Here is a 14,979-nt window from a genome sequence, read left to right as displayed (position 1 = left end):
TCTAAAGGAACTCGATCATGAAATTGCCTTTCTCGCTGACCGCTGCAGTTGTCGTGATGCTGACCTGCCGGTCTGCACTCGCGATTACCGATACTGTCACCATTAATGTATCTGGCACGCTCACCAGGCCGCCTTGCACGGTGACCAGCAGCAAGACGTTGAGTGTGAATTTCGGCAGCCTGCGTTATGACCAGGTTTCCTCCGCGCCGGTGATCCCAGTGCCCGTTACGCTGACTTGCCCGGCGAACTCTTCTTTGAGTGTCAGCGTCAAGGCATCGGGCGTCATGGCTGGCTCGACCACCCAGGCGGCAACAGACAAGGCCAATCTGGCGTATACGCTGACGCTGAACAGCGACAGCTCGGAAGTTGATATCACAGGGGCAAAACGTACGCTGACCAAGCAAAGCGGCACCGTAGACTTGAGCATGAAGGCAAAGCTCGTTGCGACGGGTGCGCTTACCGAAGGTAATTTCAGTGCTTCGACGATGATCAATATCGAGTACCTGTGATATGTCAACGGTCATCAGGGTGATGCTGTGGGGGACGTTATTGTCTGCGGTCATGCTTTGCTCCACCAAGACCATAGCCGCCGATACCACTCGTCTCGACATCAGCGGCAGCCTTATCAAGCCGCCCTGTACCGCCAATTTTGGGGCGACGCAAAGCGTTGATCTTCCCAGCGTGAGTCTCAACTCATTGAAAATGGGGCTTAACGAGTGGACAGACGTTGCCCTGGGTTTCCAATGTACGCAGGGCAGTAAGGTGCAATTGCGCTTCACTGCTGGCAACGGCGCCTACGACGCCTCTACGTTGCGTACCACGTTGGACAAACTGGGATTGAAAACCCGTCTGAGCGACGTGACAGGCACTGTCCGCGAAGTGGATCTCAATTTTGGCGAGCCACTGACGTTCTTGGTCGAGGCGACAGCGCTGAATCTCAAGCTTTCGGTCAAGCCGGTACTCGGCGTACAGGAGTTACCTGCGGTTGGCAGTTATAACGCAACCCTGATGATGGAGATCGTTTACCTGTAGCGCCAGGCTTTAATTTATGAAATCGGTAGGTCGTTTTTTCCGAGAAACTGCACCTCTTCCCTCCGTTAAAGAACCCTAATGCCGGCGTACACGAAAGAAAAAATGTCCTGAACTTTGTCATAGTTTCGGGCGTCTACGCTTGTCGGCGATTTAACCTCGATTTTTTATACGCACTCCGTTCGCCATACTGCTGAGTTAATCGAGCCTCAATCACCTCATGGGTCATGATTGTCGACAGCTGTTTGTGCCTTGTAGCATCGCCTTGATTAAATGTTGAGTTAAGCGTCATGTTCACGACAGAGATGCCCCGTTAAAAGCCTTATCGGAAAAATCGATAAGGCTTGCCGATAATACGGTAAAAAGCCGATAAGAAAATGACTTAAACTACACAGCTTCACATCAGAAGGATTACTAAAGCGCGTTATCACGCATAAGAAGTATGAGCATCGTACAGGTCGTAGCTGTTCTTAATGGCTTTGCTGAGCTCCATTTCTATAGTTCCTGGAAAAAGCGAACTGTGGGGTTTTATGGAGGGTCAGTTTCGCGTGGTTTAACACTCATTCAAAGACGGAGTCTTTAAGTCAAGACTCACTGTGTTCCAATGAATTGCGTTTTGTATTCAATTCTGGTGGTTGAAGTTTGGTTTATGATCTTTTGCTGATTTAAAAGACTTGAGCCGGCTTATCTTTCGTGGTTCCGCGTGCCATCTCGGCAGAGAAAGTACATCGGTAATGTAGAGCGCAGTCACTTACTTCAAAGTACTGTTGCAGTCATGCTTTATCTGCATATAAGAGGGCAGTTATGTTCAACCTACAGGCATTAGACTTGGCGCGAATGCAGTTTGCATTTACGGTGTCGTTCCATATCCTGTTCCCGGCCATCACCGTCGGTTTGGCGGGTTACCTGGCCGTTCTTGAGGGGTTGTGGCTCAAGACCCGTAACGACACCTACCGTGATCTGTACCACTTCTGGTCGAAGATTTTTGCGGTCAACTTCGGCATGGGCGTGGTGTCCGGCATTGTGATGGCCTATCAGTTCGGTACCAACTGGAGTCGCTTTTCGGACTTCGCCGGTCCCGTCACCGGGACGCTGCTTACCTATGAGGTGCTCACCGCCTTCTTTCTTGAGGCGGGCTTTCTGGGTGTGATGTTGTTCGGCTGGGGCCGCGTCGGGCGCGGACTGCATTTTTTCTCGACCGTAATGGTGTCTCTTGGAACGCTGATATCGACCTTCTGGATTTTGGCGTCCAATAGCTGGATGCAAACCCCCAATGGCTTCGAAGTCGTTAACGGGCAGGTGATTCCGACGGATTGGCTGGCGGTCATTTTCAACCCATCGTTACCCTACCGCCTCGCACACATGTCGATCGCTGCGTTTGTTGCCACCGCCTTCTTTGTCGGTTCATCGGCTGCCTGGCATCTGTTGCGCGGCCGTGATAACCCGGCGATCCGCACCATGCTGTCGATGGCCATGTGGATGGCGTTGATCGTCATGCCCATTCAGATCATGGTCGGTGATATGCACGGCCTGAATACGCTGGAACATCAGCCGGCAAAAATCGCTGCGATTGAAGGGCATTGGCAAAACCGTGGTAACGAACCGACACCGCTGATTCTGTTCGGCTGGCCGGACATGAAAGCCGAGAAGACTAGATTCACCGTCGAAATTCCATACCTGGGCAGTCTGATACTGACCCATAGCCTGGAGAAACAGGTTCCCGCCCTGAAATCGTTTGCCCCTGAAGATCGCCCGAACTCGACCATCGTGTTCTGGTCGTTCCGGGTGATGGCCGGCCTCGGCATGTTGATGCTCTTCACCGGATTGTGGAGCTTGTGGTTGCGCAAACGCGGAACGCTTTACCAGTGCCGCCCCTTTCTGTACTTGGCGATGTTCATGGGGCCGTCCGGTTTGATCGCGATTCTCGCCGGTTGGCTCACCACCGAAATCGGTCGTCAACCGTGGGTGGTGTATGGTCTGTTGCGTACTGCCGATGCTTCCTCAAACCACAGCGTGGCACAGATGAGCCTTACCCTGGTGCTGTTTGTGGTGGTGTATTTCGCGCTGTTCGGTACCGGTTTCGGCTACATGATGCGCCTGGTGCGCAAAGGTCCGAAGACCAACGAAGGCGCAGAAATCAGACACGCAGGTTCTGGTCTTTCCGCTACCGACGACACCGTTGAAGGCGATCACCGCCTTAGCCCGAACAAGAAGGGGAACTGAGTTATGGGTATTGATCTTCCATTGATTTGGGCCGTGGTCATCATTTTCGGCATCATGATGTACGTGATCATGGACGGCTTCGACCTGGGGATTGGCATTCTCTTTCCGTTCATTCCGGGCAAGACCGATCGTGACGTGATGATGAACACCGTCGCCCCCATCTGGGACGGTAACGAGACCTGGCTCGTACTGGGTGGCGCGGCGCTGCTCGGTGCCTTCCCGCTGGCTTACTCGGTGGTATTATCGGCATTATATCTGCCGCTGATTCTGATGCTGTTCGGGCTCATATTCCGGGGCGTGGCCTTTGAGTTCCGCTTCAAGGCCAAAGAACACAAGCGTCATATCTGGGACAAAGCCTTCATCGGTGGTTCGCTGGTCGCCACATTCTTCCAGGGCGTGGCGCTGGGGGTGTTCATCGATGGTATACCGGTGGTCAATCGGCAGTTCGCTGGTGGTGAGCTGGACTGGTTGACACCCTTCAGCCTGTTTTGTGGCCTGGCCCTGATCGTCGCGTATGCCTTGCTGGGTTGTACCTGGCTGATCATGAAAACCGAAGGCAAGTTGCAAGAACGGATGCATAACCTGGCTCGGCCGCTGGTTCTCGTGCTGCTGGCGGTAATCGCTATCGTCAGTATCTGGACGCCACTCACCCATCCCGAGATTGCCGCTCGCTGGTTCATCCTGCCGAACCTGTTCTGGTTCCTGCCGGTGCCGATTCTGGTGCTGATCACAACCTGGTGCCTGCTCAAGGCGGTGGCGCGCAACGCGCACTACACGCCGTTCCTGCTGACCCTGCTGCTGGTATTCCTCGGCTACAGCGGTTTGGGCATCAGTCTGTGGCCGAACATCGTGCCTCCGTCCATTTCAATTTGGGAGGCTGCTGCCCCACCGCAAAGCCAGGGCTTTCTCCTGCTGGGTACCTTGTTCACTATCCCGTTCATCCTGGGTTACAGCTTCTGGAGCTACTACGTGTTCCGCGGCAAGGTTACCCACGAAGACGGTTACCACTAGCAGAGGGCTGCTCCAATGGACAGTAAGACAATTGTTGAACCGGCCGAGCATAAGCCACTACTGCGGCAGAAGTTGGGCTGGATGCTGGTGATTTATGTGGGCAGCGTGGCGGCACTAGGTGTGTTTGCCATGCTGATCCGACTGTTCATGCAGGCGGCGGGGATGAAGTCGCACTGACCAACATTCTGATACTGGATACAGCCTCTTCAAAAAGTCGAGCGTTGCCCGAAGAGGCTGTTCTTTGCCGAACCGCGAAATTGCGATAAGCAACTCACCCAAAAAATGAGCGCACGCTCAGCCACACATACATCAGGAAGATTGTCATGTCGCTTAAAGATCTCGCAACTATCAATGCGGGAGCCAAACCCCTTAGCCATTTGAGTCGACCTCGCGATGCGATACGCCAATTCACGCCGAACTGGTTTGCAGCGACCATGGGCACCGGCATTCTTGCCTTGGCCCTGGCTCAGTTTCCTCTAGCCATCCCTGGCTTGAGGTCCATTGCTGAAGGGCTCTGGATGTTCAATATCCTTCTGTTCTGTACCTTCAGTGCGATGTACATGGCTCGGTGGATCATGTTTTTTGACGAGGCCAAGCAGATCTTCGGGCACTCCACGGTCTCGATGTTCTTCGGCACTATTCCGATGGGGCTTGCGACCCTTATCAATGGTCTTATAGTGTTCGGCGGTGCTCGTTGGGGCTCAGCGGTCATACCGTTGGCTGAGGCCCTATGGTGGATTGATGTGGTCATGGCGCTCGCTTGCGGTGTGCTGATTCCTTACATGATGTTCACCCGTCAAGAGCACAGCATCGATCAAATGACGGCCGTCTGGTTGCTGCCAGTTGTCGCTGCGGAAGTCGCGGCTGCAAGTGGTGGGGCGCTGGCTCCGCACCTGCTCGATACCGGCGCGCAATTTGTTATGTTGATTACCAGCTATGTACTGTGGGCCTATTCGGTTCCTGTCGCGCTGAGCATTCTGGTCATCCTGCTGTTGCGCATGGCGTTGCACAAACTTCCCCACGAAAGCATGGCTGCATCCAGCTGGTTATCCCTGGGGCCTATCGGTACGGGTGCGTTGGGCATGCTGGTCATAGGCAGTGACGCTCCCGCGATCTTTTCGGTGCAGGGATTGCAAGGGATTGGCGAGGTTGCTCAAGGCATTGGCCTGATTTCCGGCATTCTTTTCTGGGGCCTAGGGTTGTGGTGGATGGCAATGGCCACCCTCATCACGGTCCGTTACTTTAAGGCGGGTGTTCCTTTTAATCTGGGGTGGTGGGGGTTTACTTTTCCTATCGGCGTCTATGCCCTCACGACTCTCAAGTTGGGCGCTATTCTGCATTCCATCTTTTTCAATGTTTTTGGCGGATGCTTGGTGTTGGTGTTGGCGGTCCTGTGGTTGATCGTGGTTTCCAGGACGATTGCTGGCGCGTATCGAGGACATCTTTTCGTCTCGCCATGCCTGGCGTCTTTGGCTAAATAGTCAACTCATCAATAGCGGCCTCAGGCTTGCGAGCCTGAGGTCAGCGGCCAACCTGACCTCCTGCATGACCTCTCTTTATTTACTCAGCCTGGGTGCCAAGTGAGTGCTGTTTCATTAGCGCTGACTGCATCGTCCAGATCCTGGAACGTCTGAGTACCCGCCAGCATTCGCTTATAGCCATGATTATTTCCCTTAAATGAACCTTCATCATCTCTTAATCTTTCATACGATTACCAAGACCGGCAGCATCACGGCCTGTGCAAAGGCGTTGCACATTTCGCAACCAGCGTTGTCTCGCGAATTGCGAAAACTTGAGGAGCGCTTCGGTCTAACACTTTTTGAACGCCAACCGCGTGGTATGCGTTTGACGCATGCCGGCGACGTTCTTGCCGGATATGCCGATCGGCTCTTTGATATTGCCAGAACGGCTGACCTAGCAATGAAGGAACTCGAAAGCGCCAAGATTGGGCACTTATCCATAGCGGCGAGCAGCACTATCGGCACCTATGTCTTGCCGCGCGTTCTTGCACGTTTTCGCAATAACAACCCAGGTGTAAAGGTCAGTCTTTTCGTGAATAACACGGAACAGGTTTCTGAAGCCGTTGCAGATATGCGCTATTCGCTGGGCTTTATTGAAGGTCCTTTGCATATAAAAGGATTGACCGCTACCCGTTTTCGCGAGGACGACTTGCTGCCAGTGGTCGCCGCGTGGCACCGGTTGGCCGATGCTACCGCCATTAAACCCGGGGATATCGATGACGAGCCATTGCTGATGCGCGAGGTGGGATCGGGCACCCGCGAATTGGTGGCGGCAGTACTCGAAGACCTGGGTGTGCAGCAAGGATCAATCATGGAGTTTGGCAACACCGAGGCCATCAAACAGGCTGCCATTCATGGTGGCGGTATCGCTTGGCTGCCCTCCATCAGTATCACCGATGAAGTGGCCAATGACGTACTCATCCCTCTACCCTGCGCGCAGCTCACGCTACGCCGAACGTTGAGTATTGTGCGTCGCGCGGCTGTCCCTGATGGGCCGGCCGAGCGCGAATTACTCTCCTTGCTCGGGTGAGCCGGATGAGAGCGCCTTATCAGATGTATGTGCTCGCGCGAATATCATCAATCAAATGGCGTTCTCGTTTCTGTGTCTTTTGGAACTTTGTGAAGAGGCAAAAAAAGGGCTGAGTAGCGAACTCAGCCCAAAGCTAATTAAACGGAACCCACGGGCCCGGCTTGGGTTTAGCTGTTACCCGCCGCCGGCCGTTGATGAAAATGCCTGGTGACATTGACCAAGGGGCTACCTGGCGCGTCCTGAATCGAACCGCCACGCTAGCTATATGGTCACTTCGGCCAACGCGGGAAGATCTTGGCCAGCCAATGGTCTGCGCTGACATAGCGACCTGCGCCATAGAAGAACAGCACCATAATCATGATGGCGTAGGTCACCGTGAATTCGATGCCGTTGTTGAGGATTATTGGGTCACCCAATTCCGTTACATAGTTGAAGCGGCCCGGAAAGGATTGTTGCAGCCAAGTCATGAGACCACTGAGCCGCATACTGGCTTCGGTGGATTTGTCGGCAATCGCGGCCCAGCCGTGGGACCAATGGACAGCCAGACCGGCGACGGTCATCAATATCGCCAATGGGATAGTGACGATGCGGGTGAACAGACCCAGGGCAATGCAGATCAGTCCTGCTACTTCGGTTCCCGTAGCAAGCGTGGCCATCAGCGTGGGCAAAGGCATGCCGAGACCGCCTTGAGCCGCTGGAGTGGCGAACCACTCGACCAGTCCACTGAAGCCGGTAACTTTGGCGTGGGCGCCCTCGTAGAGGGTCGGCAGCAGATACAAACGGATGGAAAGGAGCGCTACGAAATCCAACTTTTTGGACTTTTCGAGGCCGCGATTCAGAAGTGCGATCAGTTTAGCCATGGTGATGCCTTACTATTCGTGGTGTGAAGTAATGAGTTCGTGCGCAAGCGCGTGGGTGAACCAGTGTGCTGACTCTTGTGGCGATATGAGCCGCTCGCCGTCTGTGAAGGAGGACAGTTCTGCGATGTCGTGATTTGAAAGCCTTTGCGTCATGACCCTATGGTCGAATGTGCGAAAGATGGCATAGGCATAAGGCGCATCGTGGTTTAGCAGTGCCTGCGCCGCATGTTGGTCGTCCGTATGCAGATCAAAGGGAGTGGCCAGCCATCGCACGGTGGGGTTGAGGTAAACATGGGTTGGGCGACGCGCCTCCTGTCCATCGGGATAGGGGACTGGGGTCTTATCGACCTCTACGTCAAACAGCATCCATTCGTACTCGATAAGGGGCCGCCCGATACCTGGCGGCAGGCGCGGCTGCATGAAGCGGACAAACTCGGTCGCAAGGTGAATGAATTCGGCCCGCGTTGCGCCAAAGCATTTGTAAAATGCGTCGATATCCTGGCGCAGGCGCTCGGCACCGCGATGTTGGGTAAACCGTGGGAACATCGTGGTGACTAGCTCTTGCGCGTTCACCCGGACCAACTCTCCATACGGGCCGAGATCACCGCGGCGAACGGCCTGACACCGACGCTCTGCTTCGCTGGTGACCTCTGGTGCGATGCGAACGTTCATTGCAGTTTCCCGGTCGAGCCGGTCATGGCCTCATGGATGCCGCGCAGTTCCTCACATAGCTCGTCAAGGCTGGGTATATTGTTGTCGCGCTCCAGCACAATGGGCTGCTCACCGAACCGATGAACCGCATAGGCACCCAGATTAAGCACGGCGACCGAAACGTCGGTTCCATGGGTATCCAGGACCCGCTCTTGAGGACCATTATCCAGATGGCCGGCAACGTGAAAGTAAGTCACCGCATCCGTTGGTAATGCATCTATGAATGCGTGCGGATCGAATCCGTGATTGCGCGAGTTCACATACGCATTGTTGACATCCAATAGCAGTCCGCAGCTTGAGGCGTCGATCAGCCGAGCGATGAATTCGGTCTCGGCCATCTGCCCCTCCTCATCGTAGTAGTAGGAGATGTTCTCCAGCGCGATACGCCGGGACAGGTAATCCTGCACTGCCTTGATCTTATCGACCATCAGCTGCAGGCTGGCCTGCGTGCGACTTACCGGAATCAGCTCGTAAAGGTAGCCGCGGCTATCGCGTGACATGCTGACGTGATCGCTATAGATCGCAATGTCGTAGTTGTCCAGGAAGGTCTTCACTGCGCTCAAGTAATTCATATCCAGCGGTTGTGCGTCGCCGATGGACAGGCTCAAGCTGTGTGCAACCATTGGATATTTATCCGCGATGGCGTCGAGTTGTTCCATGCTCTCTCCACCCAACCCCATCCAGTTGTCGGGTACGACTTCCAAAAAGTCGAAGTCATTCCGGATGGGGCCGTTGGCGAGAGACGAGGCAAACTCACGTCGGAGCCCAAGCCCTCGTCCTTGGATGATCATTGGCCACAAACCCCTTCGGAGAGCTTCTTCTGGGTCGTTTCGGCGATGTCGTAACCCTCAGCGGTCAGGCCACATTTACCGTCACGTGTGCGGACCAAGCGACCCTGTGGGTCCTGACTGAGTTTGGCCTGGCCGTAGATCTTCTCGGTGCCGCACTTACCGCTGGCACACTTGCCACCACCCGTGGTGGTCTTGGCAGTGGCCGGTGGTGGGGTTTCACCGGCGTGAGCCGGCTGGCTGATGACGGCGAGCGAGGCGAGCGAAGCTACGGCGATGGATAGTGCGAAGGTGTGTTTCATTGGATGCTCCTGAGTCATGGCATTTCGAAGCGCGACAGATCACGACCTGCGTAAACCGGGCCGTGGTAGTAGCGTTTGATAATTTCGACGTTGCTATCCTTATTCTTCAAAGACTTACCCATGAAGTGATTGAGGATGAGCATTTTGGGATTGACGGCTGCGGCAATCTTGCCAACGACCGTGGGTGTTGCATGGAGGAATTTAGAGGTGTCGTCGGCATCGTCATCGATGGCAGCTGGCATAACCAAAATGTCAGCGCCCTTGGCAAAGTCGACGAACCCGGCACGGCTGCCGTTCTGATCCGCGGAGATCACGATCGTGCCGCACTTGCCTTCGATGCGAAATGCCAAGGTCGGCACATCACCGTGCGGAATGCCGTACGCATAAACCTTAACCTCGGCGTCTTGATAGACGAGGGAGGCTTTCTCGGCGTGGCGATCCACGTTGATAATCGGGCTGATCTTTAGATTCAGCCCATCACTGCCATCATGCAGACCCTCGAGATAGGCAAACGAGCCCGTTTTGGCAGCAAACGTGTCATGGAAGAATTCCGTCATGCTCGGGAATGAGTCAGATCCATCCGGACCGACCAGTGCGGTTGTGTGACCCGAGGCCATAAAATACGCGCCCTTCAAGATGGCGGGTAAGTCGACGCTATGGTCTGTGTGGAAATGCGAAATGCCGATGAAGTTCAGGTCTTCCAATCGGGCATGCGCCTGGCCAAAGCGCAGGTACGTACCACCGCCAGCGTCAATGAGCAGTCGCGACTTTCCATCAATCCAGACTATCTCCCCCGATGATGCACGAGCGTCGTCAGAGATTGGGCCACCAGAACCGAGCAGTTGAATGCTCATGGAATGCGATGTGTCACAGCTAGTTGTAGCGGCGGATGCACCGCAGGAGAGTGCCGCCAAACTAAGAGCGGTGGCGATTCGCAAGATTGTTTTCACAGTGAAGCTCCAAGCGGACTGAAGTGGAATGTGCGGGTCACCGAGTGGTGCCGAGCAGCACCAATGAGGTGTGACACATCGTTATCGATAGCTGACATATGCACCATTGCTTGTTTTTGATAGGTCGCATGCCTTTTTGGTATGCATTAAGGCGATGTTGCCGCATAGGTAGATTTCAAACTCTCGTTGGGCAGGGGGACGCAAGCCATGCCGATAGGGCATGGCGCACATGCGAAAAATGTCATCGTGCATGTCGGGTGAAAGTGGAAGAATAAATTCGAATTAATCACCGACTCATCCCGCATTACTTGCTAATGGAAATACCATGGTCATTTGTCGTCCCTTTTTTCGCGCTGAACTTGTCTCAGGAGGTCGTTCCTTCCTTTCATCCCGATGGGGAATCAGACTTTTCTAGGCGGTATCTCAATTGTGAGTGTTCGGCTCATTAGCCCTATACACATCTCATGCAGTTACAGCTCATGAATCTTAAGATGGGGCGAGATTGAACTATAACTTTGTCATTGTTCTGTTCGTAGATTATTTCTGTCGGGTTAGTTGCTGTAGGCTCATTATCAGCTAACAAGAAACTACAAAAATATAGAGGTAATTAAATGAAGTTGTTTATGCTTGGATTTGCTACCTTGCTCACCAGCGGTTTAGTTTTTGCCGATACTACTGAGAATTCACCGGTGATTCACGACAAGACTGGCTTCTATGTTTCTATGGATATCGCAAAAGTCATATCAGTTACTGATACATCGGGCCAGTGCGGTGTGATTCCCGCACGTCTCGATTACCTGGACCATCAGGGGCGGGAGCATGTTTTGGACTATCTGGTTCAAGGAGGTTGCCCGAACGAAAACTGATGATCACTGCGGTCAATTAATAACGACACTTCCTAAAGTGCCATTTATAAATTTCATATCGCCCAAGCGACACCCTCCGTTATTACCTCAGGAAATTAATTCTATGAAACTGTCCACCCTTGTCATGGCCGGCCTATTGTCCGTCATCTCTGCCGCTGCCTTTGCCGAAGACGGTTCTGACCGGGCCCGCGCCCGTTGGGAGGCGTTCCAGGCCAGCCAGGTGGAGGCCCACACTGACGCCGCGCAAAAGGCCTTGGCAGCCCAGACCAAATACAACGATTCTTCTGCAGCAGACACTATTGAACAGAAGCAACAGCCCGATATCTGATCATTCGAGCCGTTCCCGACATTCACTTCTTTTACACTCGGCTAACTTGGATTTGGTGTTTAATTTAGCGCGCGATAATACGGGCGTTGCTCGTTAGCGCAACCAGCTTGGCTGTGGTGGCCCCGCTGGTGACTTGGTGGAGAAACTCTCTGTACTCCCGGCAAGGGGAAGAAGCCAGAGGTACGGGTGTCGCGGGTGACTGCGAATCTGAAGGAAGCATGTGAAACGCAGATTATATTCCAAAAGAAAACTGTTACTCCGAGTCCCGGATGGTATCCGAGGAAGACTCTGACACGGGTCAAGCATCGACGGCGTCCGTGACGTGGACGATCGCGGAGTCGGACACGCTTATGGCGCGGGTGGTTGCACCCGTCAACCTTAAGCGTGCGTTTCAGCGCGTAGTCAGCAACAAGGGCGCACCGTGTGCCGATGGCATTATTACTTGGGTTGCGGGATGAGCTGGCACCAACAGCCGAGGCTAAAAAAGGGGAACTCAACTAGCGCTGATCTTTTATTAGTTGCTTATGACGCGGGATTAGTGCTGATCGTTGTTCTGTGCTCGCTGAGCTTCTTTTTCCTTCCTGTGATTATTTATATCTAGTCTGGCACCCCAAGCGGTGACGACGACTCCAAAAACGACCAACAAAATCAGTTGAGTGGTAAGCATGGCTGTCTCCCTGTAAAGGGGCTATTGGACTTGCAATTGCATTCCATGCCAAATTTAAGTTGTTACAGTATCTTGCAGCGACGGACGCTTTTACGAGTGCGCACTAAACCCTGTCAGCTCGACGCTTCTGATTTTAAGAATCTTCTTATATCAACCGGATAATTCAGCTGTCATCTTCTTCATTTATTTCTCCGGATATTGAACGGCTATGAAGATAGATAGATCCAGAAAGGTTTATACAACCCTTTTTACGCTGGCTATTTTTTATACTGCGACAGCTGTTGGTGCCGCCCCGTCTTGCGCGACTAAATCGGTTACCAGTTATGCGCCAGCTACTGCGCCATATTACTGGCCCGCTGCATCGGCAGGCGCGTGAGGACGTCCTTCAAATAAGCATACGGATCATGCCTGTTGAGTCGCGCTGACTGGATCAAATTCATGATCGCCGCCGCCCGTTTATCGCTGCGCAGCGAACCTGCAAAAACTAGTTCTTACGACCCACGGCCCACGACCGGATCTGGTTCTCGGCCCAATCATTGGGCAAGGCCCCGTCTTCGAGATAGCGCGACAGCGCAGTCCAGCGTTTCAGGCTGTAGTCCAAGGCTCTGCTGATGGCTCTGCACGTTGTAGCCGATGATTACCTCGTGATCGGGACTGTACACGTGAGTCCTGGCTTCAGTGTGCCCATCGAGACGCTGGCGCAGAAACTCGCCAGTTTCTTGGATAGTGAACGGCTTTTACTCGAACTTTTCGCATGCAGCTCCCCCCGGTCGCAGCTACGCGTCGATGAGTGCGCGAACTAACGACTAGTTGTACTCCCGTGAGCGCACCGCCGTGACTTATGCTTGCAAGCAGCAGTTCTGGAAAAGACGGTTCGCCTCGGTCTTTCGCCTGTTCGCCGGCGTTATCGATCGCGTCGAGCAAGATGATCAGTTGTCGATCAGTCGTTACTCGACGGACAGTATCCGCTGCTTGGCCTATTTTCAGCCGAAAGGCACGGATCAGGTCATCGCTATCGTCCGTACCCGGTAAAAGCGGATCACACAAGCCGCGACACGCGAGCTCATTGACGATATGGACTAATCCTTTTCTCGGCAGATGAGGCTTGCCACACTGTTCGTAAGCCATGTCCAACGCCTTGATGACCAGATCCGCATCCGGCTTGTTCGACAGCGCCCAATCACAGTCCCGATAACGCTGCAATCACCAACGACGTTACGTGCGCTTGATGATCCCAGCTGCACTGATGGCGTCTGCTGCCGTCCCAAATGGTAGAGGATGATCTGTCGCCATGAGTGTCTTTGAGGCCAATCAACCCTGGTCACCAGCAGTACTCCGCGATGTAGTCAATCACTGAGGCGCCCTAGCGAAGCTGAAAACGATCGTTGGTCAGGGTGCACTTAAAACGTAGACACAATCTTGTTATGATGCAGCCAAGTCAGATATCGTTCGCTTTATCTCATTTTCGAGTTTTAAGCGTCTAGATAAGATGTGAAGTGTCTGTGTTAATGTATGTTATTTGTTATGGGCTTTCTGTTCTTTGTTTTTGCGTTAATTAGCTATCTGAACTCGTTGCAAGAATGTGGATGTTTTAGGTGGCGTGTTTTTTTTCATTGGGGTTATTTCTAAACTTCTAAGTTATTGGTAGGAGCTTAAAGCTATGATGATAGATGAAAGTACAGCTCAATTAAATAAGGCGGCAGAGCTTCGTCGTAAAAAGCTGCGTGGTAATGTCGGAAAGGCTGTTGTAGATTACGCAATGATCGACGACGGCGATAAAGTTATGGTGTGCGTAAGTGGTGGCAAAGATTCATTTGTAATGCTGGATGCGCTGCTACACCTCCAGCGCGTTGCGCACATAAAATTTAGCGTTGTAGCCGTAAATCTTGATCAGAAGCAACCTGGGTTTCCTGAGCATATTTTGCCTGAGTTTTTTGAGAGTAAAGGGATTGATTATTATATAATTGACAAAGATACTTATTCAGTCGTCAAGCAAAAGATTCCTGAGGGTAAAACAACCTGCTCTCTTTGTTCAAGACTCAGAAGGGGTACGCTTTATAGTTTTGCCGAGGGAATAGGGGCTACTAAATTGGCGCTTGGACATCATATGGATGATATGGTTGAGACCTTATTTCTCAACATGTTTTTCCAAGCGCAGATGAAAGGGATGCCGCCTAAACTTCTCAGTGACGATAAGAGGAATATCGTTATTCGGCCGCTCGCCTATTGCCGAGAAAAAGATGTAGCGAAGGTCGCTGCTGATAGTGCGTATCCGATCATTCCATGTAATCTCTGCGGCTCACAAGAGAATCTCCAAAGGAAAAAAATTAAATCGATGATTGCGGAGTGGGACTCGGTAAATCCCGGGTGCGTGGAAAATATTTTTCACAGCTTACAAAGCGTAAACCCTTCCCAGATGGCCGATCGCAGTCTGTTCGACTTCGTAAATCTGTCTATTGACAGATCGGAAGACCGGCCACCCTATAAGTTTGATGACGCAACGGTTTCTTCTTCCCGCGTTGAAAACTGGATAGATGTCGTCCAGGTTTTGTAAAGGTTCAACGTCTTTTTTTGAGGAAAGGGAGGTTCTGGAACTTGCGAAACCATGAAATTTACATTATCGATTTTTTTTGTAAATAATCTTATTCGTAAAACATAGTAAAATTATAGGGTTACGAGCATGAGTGTACTGTT

Annotated in this window: 15 protein-coding genes and 2 pseudogenes; 11 read left to right on the top strand and 6 right to left on the bottom strand. The window is 52.7% G+C overall.

Annotation, left to right across the window (positions count from 1 at the left end):
• Window positions 1-17: 17 nt before the first annotated feature.
• The 7 genes from ACM6J5_RS18010 to ACM6J5_RS17980 all read left to right on the top strand — a co-directional run bounded on the left by ACM6J5_RS18010 (window position 18) and on the right by ACM6J5_RS17980 (window position 6,813).
• The gene (locus ACM6J5_RS18010; protein WP_127929385.1) at window positions 18-509 is read left to right on the top strand and encodes a fimbrial protein; all 492 of its coding nucleotides are present in this window, start codon (window positions 18-20) and stop codon (window positions 507-509) included.
• Between the two features lies 1 nt (window position 510).
• Entirely contained in the window at window positions 511-1,032 is a 522-nt protein-coding gene (locus ACM6J5_RS18005) for a fimbrial protein (RefSeq protein WP_154946629.1), read from the top strand.
• 801 nt (window positions 1,033-1,833) lie between these two features.
• Window positions 1,834-3,252, top strand: a complete 1,419-nt coding sequence (locus tag ACM6J5_RS18000) for a cytochrome ubiquinol oxidase subunit I (RefSeq protein ID WP_154946628.1) — start codon at window positions 1,834-1,836, stop codon at window positions 3,250-3,252.
• A 3-nt stretch (window positions 3,253-3,255) separates the two neighbouring features.
• Window positions 3,256-4,263, top strand: coding sequence for a cytochrome d ubiquinol oxidase subunit II (cydB, locus tag ACM6J5_RS17995; protein WP_414929069.1), 1,008 nt, complete (start codon window positions 3,256-3,258; stop codon window positions 4,261-4,263).
• A 15-nt stretch (window positions 4,264-4,278) separates the two neighbouring features.
• On the top strand, window positions 4,279-4,440 hold the full coding sequence (locus ACM6J5_RS17990) for a DUF2474 domain-containing protein (RefSeq protein WP_008041684.1): 162 nt from the start codon (window positions 4,279-4,281) through the stop codon (window positions 4,438-4,440).
• A 146-nt stretch (window positions 4,441-4,586) separates the two neighbouring features.
• The gene (locus ACM6J5_RS17985) at window positions 4,587-5,744 is read left to right on the top strand and encodes a TDT family transporter (protein WP_127929381.1); all 1,158 of its coding nucleotides are present in this window, start codon (window positions 4,587-4,589) and stop codon (window positions 5,742-5,744) included.
• A 196-nt stretch (window positions 5,745-5,940) separates the two neighbouring features.
• Entirely contained in the window at window positions 5,941-6,813 is an 873-nt protein-coding gene (locus tag ACM6J5_RS17980; RefSeq protein ID WP_032832643.1) for a LysR family transcriptional regulator, read from the top strand.
• A 269-nt stretch (window positions 6,814-7,082) separates the two neighbouring features.
• Here the strand turns inward: ACM6J5_RS17980 and ACM6J5_RS17975 are convergent, their stop codons facing one another.
• The 5 genes from ACM6J5_RS17975 to ACM6J5_RS17955 are packed head-to-tail and all read right to left on the bottom strand — an operon-like array spanning window position 7,083 to window position 10,424.
• A complete protein-coding gene (locus ACM6J5_RS17975; RefSeq protein WP_008041676.1) occupies window positions 7,083-7,673 on the bottom strand; it encodes a DoxX family protein in 591 nt (196 codons plus the stop codon).
• A gap of 12 nt (window positions 7,674-7,685) precedes the next feature.
• Entirely contained in the window at window positions 7,686-8,345 is a 660-nt protein-coding gene (locus ACM6J5_RS17970) for a putative DNA-binding domain-containing protein (RefSeq protein ID WP_008041669.1), read from the bottom strand.
• Window positions 8,342-9,175 carry a DUF692 domain-containing protein gene (locus ACM6J5_RS17965; RefSeq protein ID WP_008041667.1) on the bottom strand — a complete coding sequence of 278 codons (834 nt, stop codon included), beginning with the start codon at window positions 9,173-9,175 and terminating at the stop codon, window positions 8,342-8,344. The genes ACM6J5_RS17970 and ACM6J5_RS17965 overlap by 4 nt, the downstream gene beginning before the upstream one ends.
• Window positions 9,172-9,474, bottom strand: a complete 303-nt coding sequence (locus ACM6J5_RS17960) for a hypothetical protein (RefSeq protein ID WP_008041665.1) — start codon at window positions 9,472-9,474, stop codon at window positions 9,172-9,174. Before ACM6J5_RS17960 ends, ACM6J5_RS17965 begins: the two co-directional genes overlap by 4 nt.
• 14 nt (window positions 9,475-9,488) lie before the next feature.
• Window positions 9,489-10,424 carry an MBL fold metallo-hydrolase gene (locus ACM6J5_RS17955; protein ID WP_127929380.1) on the bottom strand — a complete coding sequence of 312 codons (936 nt, stop codon included), beginning with the start codon at window positions 10,422-10,424 and terminating at the stop codon, window positions 9,489-9,491.
• Between the two features lie 611 nt (window positions 10,425-11,035).
• Here ACM6J5_RS17955 and ACM6J5_RS17950 point away from each other — a divergent pair.
• The 3 genes and pseudogenes from ACM6J5_RS17950 to ACM6J5_RS17940 form a co-directional block, all read left to right on the top strand.
• Window positions 11,036-11,290 carry a DUF2790 domain-containing protein gene (locus tag ACM6J5_RS17950; protein WP_127929379.1) on the top strand — a complete coding sequence of 85 codons (255 nt, stop codon included), beginning with the start codon at window positions 11,036-11,038 and terminating at the stop codon, window positions 11,288-11,290.
• A gap of 103 nt (window positions 11,291-11,393) precedes the next feature.
• Complete coding sequence (locus tag ACM6J5_RS17945; protein WP_127929378.1) at window positions 11,394-11,618, top strand: hypothetical protein; 225 nt, start codon at window positions 11,394-11,396, stop codon at window positions 11,616-11,618.
• A 231-nt stretch (window positions 11,619-11,849) separates the two neighbouring features.
• Window positions 11,850-12,055 (top strand): annotated as a pseudogene (locus tag ACM6J5_RS17940) (group II intron reverse transcriptase/maturase); the annotation flags it as partial.
• Window positions 12,056-12,617: 562 nt separating this feature from the next.
• Here ACM6J5_RS17940 and ACM6J5_RS17935 read toward each other — a convergent pair.
• Window positions 12,618-12,901 (bottom strand): annotated as a pseudogene (locus ACM6J5_RS17935) (transposase domain-containing protein); the annotation flags it as partial.
• A gap of 1,044 nt (window positions 12,902-13,945) precedes the next feature.
• Between ACM6J5_RS17935 and ttcA the strand changes: the two are divergent.
• Window positions 13,946-14,839, top strand: coding sequence for a tRNA 2-thiocytidine(32) synthetase TtcA (gene ttcA, locus ACM6J5_RS17930; RefSeq protein ID WP_127929377.1), 894 nt, complete (start codon window positions 13,946-13,948; stop codon window positions 14,837-14,839).
• The last annotated feature ends 140 nt before the right edge of the window (window positions 14,840-14,979 follow it).

The sequence above is a fragment of the Pseudomonas sp. IT-P74 genome, from assembly GCF_949768175.1.
Taxonomy (GTDB): Bacteria; Pseudomonadota; Gammaproteobacteria; order Pseudomonadales; family Pseudomonadaceae; genus Aquipseudomonas.
This window is presented reverse-complemented; position numbering and strand designations above follow the sequence as displayed.

Bases quoted from the DNA above. Each gene is read 5' to 3' on its own strand.
- ACM6J5_RS17975 (WP_008041676.1), bottom strand. From the start codon at position 7,673: ATGGCTAAACTGATCGCACTTCTGAATCGCGGCCTCGAAAAGTCCAAA.
- ACM6J5_RS18005 (WP_154946629.1), top strand. From the start codon at position 511: ATGTCAACGGTCATCAGGGTGATGCTGTGGGGGACGTTATTGTCTGCG.
- cydB (WP_414929069.1), top strand. From the start codon at position 3,256: ATGGGTATTGATCTTCCATTGATTTGGGCCGTGGTCATCATTTTCGGC.
- ACM6J5_RS17965 (WP_008041667.1), bottom strand. From the start codon at position 9,175: ATGATCATCCAAGGACGAGGGCTTGGGCTCCGACGTGAGTTTGCCTCG.
- ttcA (WP_127929377.1), top strand. From the start codon at position 13,946: ATGATGATAGATGAAAGTACAGCTCAATTAAATAAGGCGGCAGAGCTT.
- ACM6J5_RS17985 (WP_127929381.1), top strand. From the start codon at position 4,587: ATGTCGCTTAAAGATCTCGCAACTATCAATGCGGGAGCCAAACCCCTT.
- ACM6J5_RS18010 (WP_127929385.1), top strand. From the start codon at position 18: ATGAAATTGCCTTTCTCGCTGACCGCTGCAGTTGTCGTGATGCTGACC.
- ACM6J5_RS17945 (WP_127929378.1), top strand. From the start codon at position 11,394: ATGAAACTGTCCACCCTTGTCATGGCCGGCCTATTGTCCGTCATCTCT.
- ACM6J5_RS17970 (WP_008041669.1), bottom strand. From the start codon at position 8,345: ATGAACGTTCGCATCGCACCAGAGGTCACCAGCGAAGCAGAGCGTCGG.
- ACM6J5_RS18000 (WP_154946628.1), top strand. From the start codon at position 1,834: ATGTTCAACCTACAGGCATTAGACTTGGCGCGAATGCAGTTTGCATTT.
- ACM6J5_RS17950 (WP_127929379.1), top strand. From the start codon at position 11,036: ATGAAGTTGTTTATGCTTGGATTTGCTACCTTGCTCACCAGCGGTTTA.
- ACM6J5_RS17990 (WP_008041684.1), top strand. From the start codon at position 4,279: ATGGACAGTAAGACAATTGTTGAACCGGCCGAGCATAAGCCACTACTG.
- ACM6J5_RS17980 (WP_032832643.1), top strand. From the start codon at position 5,941: ATGAACCTTCATCATCTCTTAATCTTTCATACGATTACCAAGACCGGC.
- ACM6J5_RS17960 (WP_008041665.1), bottom strand. From the start codon at position 9,474: ATGAAACACACCTTCGCACTATCCATCGCCGTAGCTTCGCTCGCCTCG.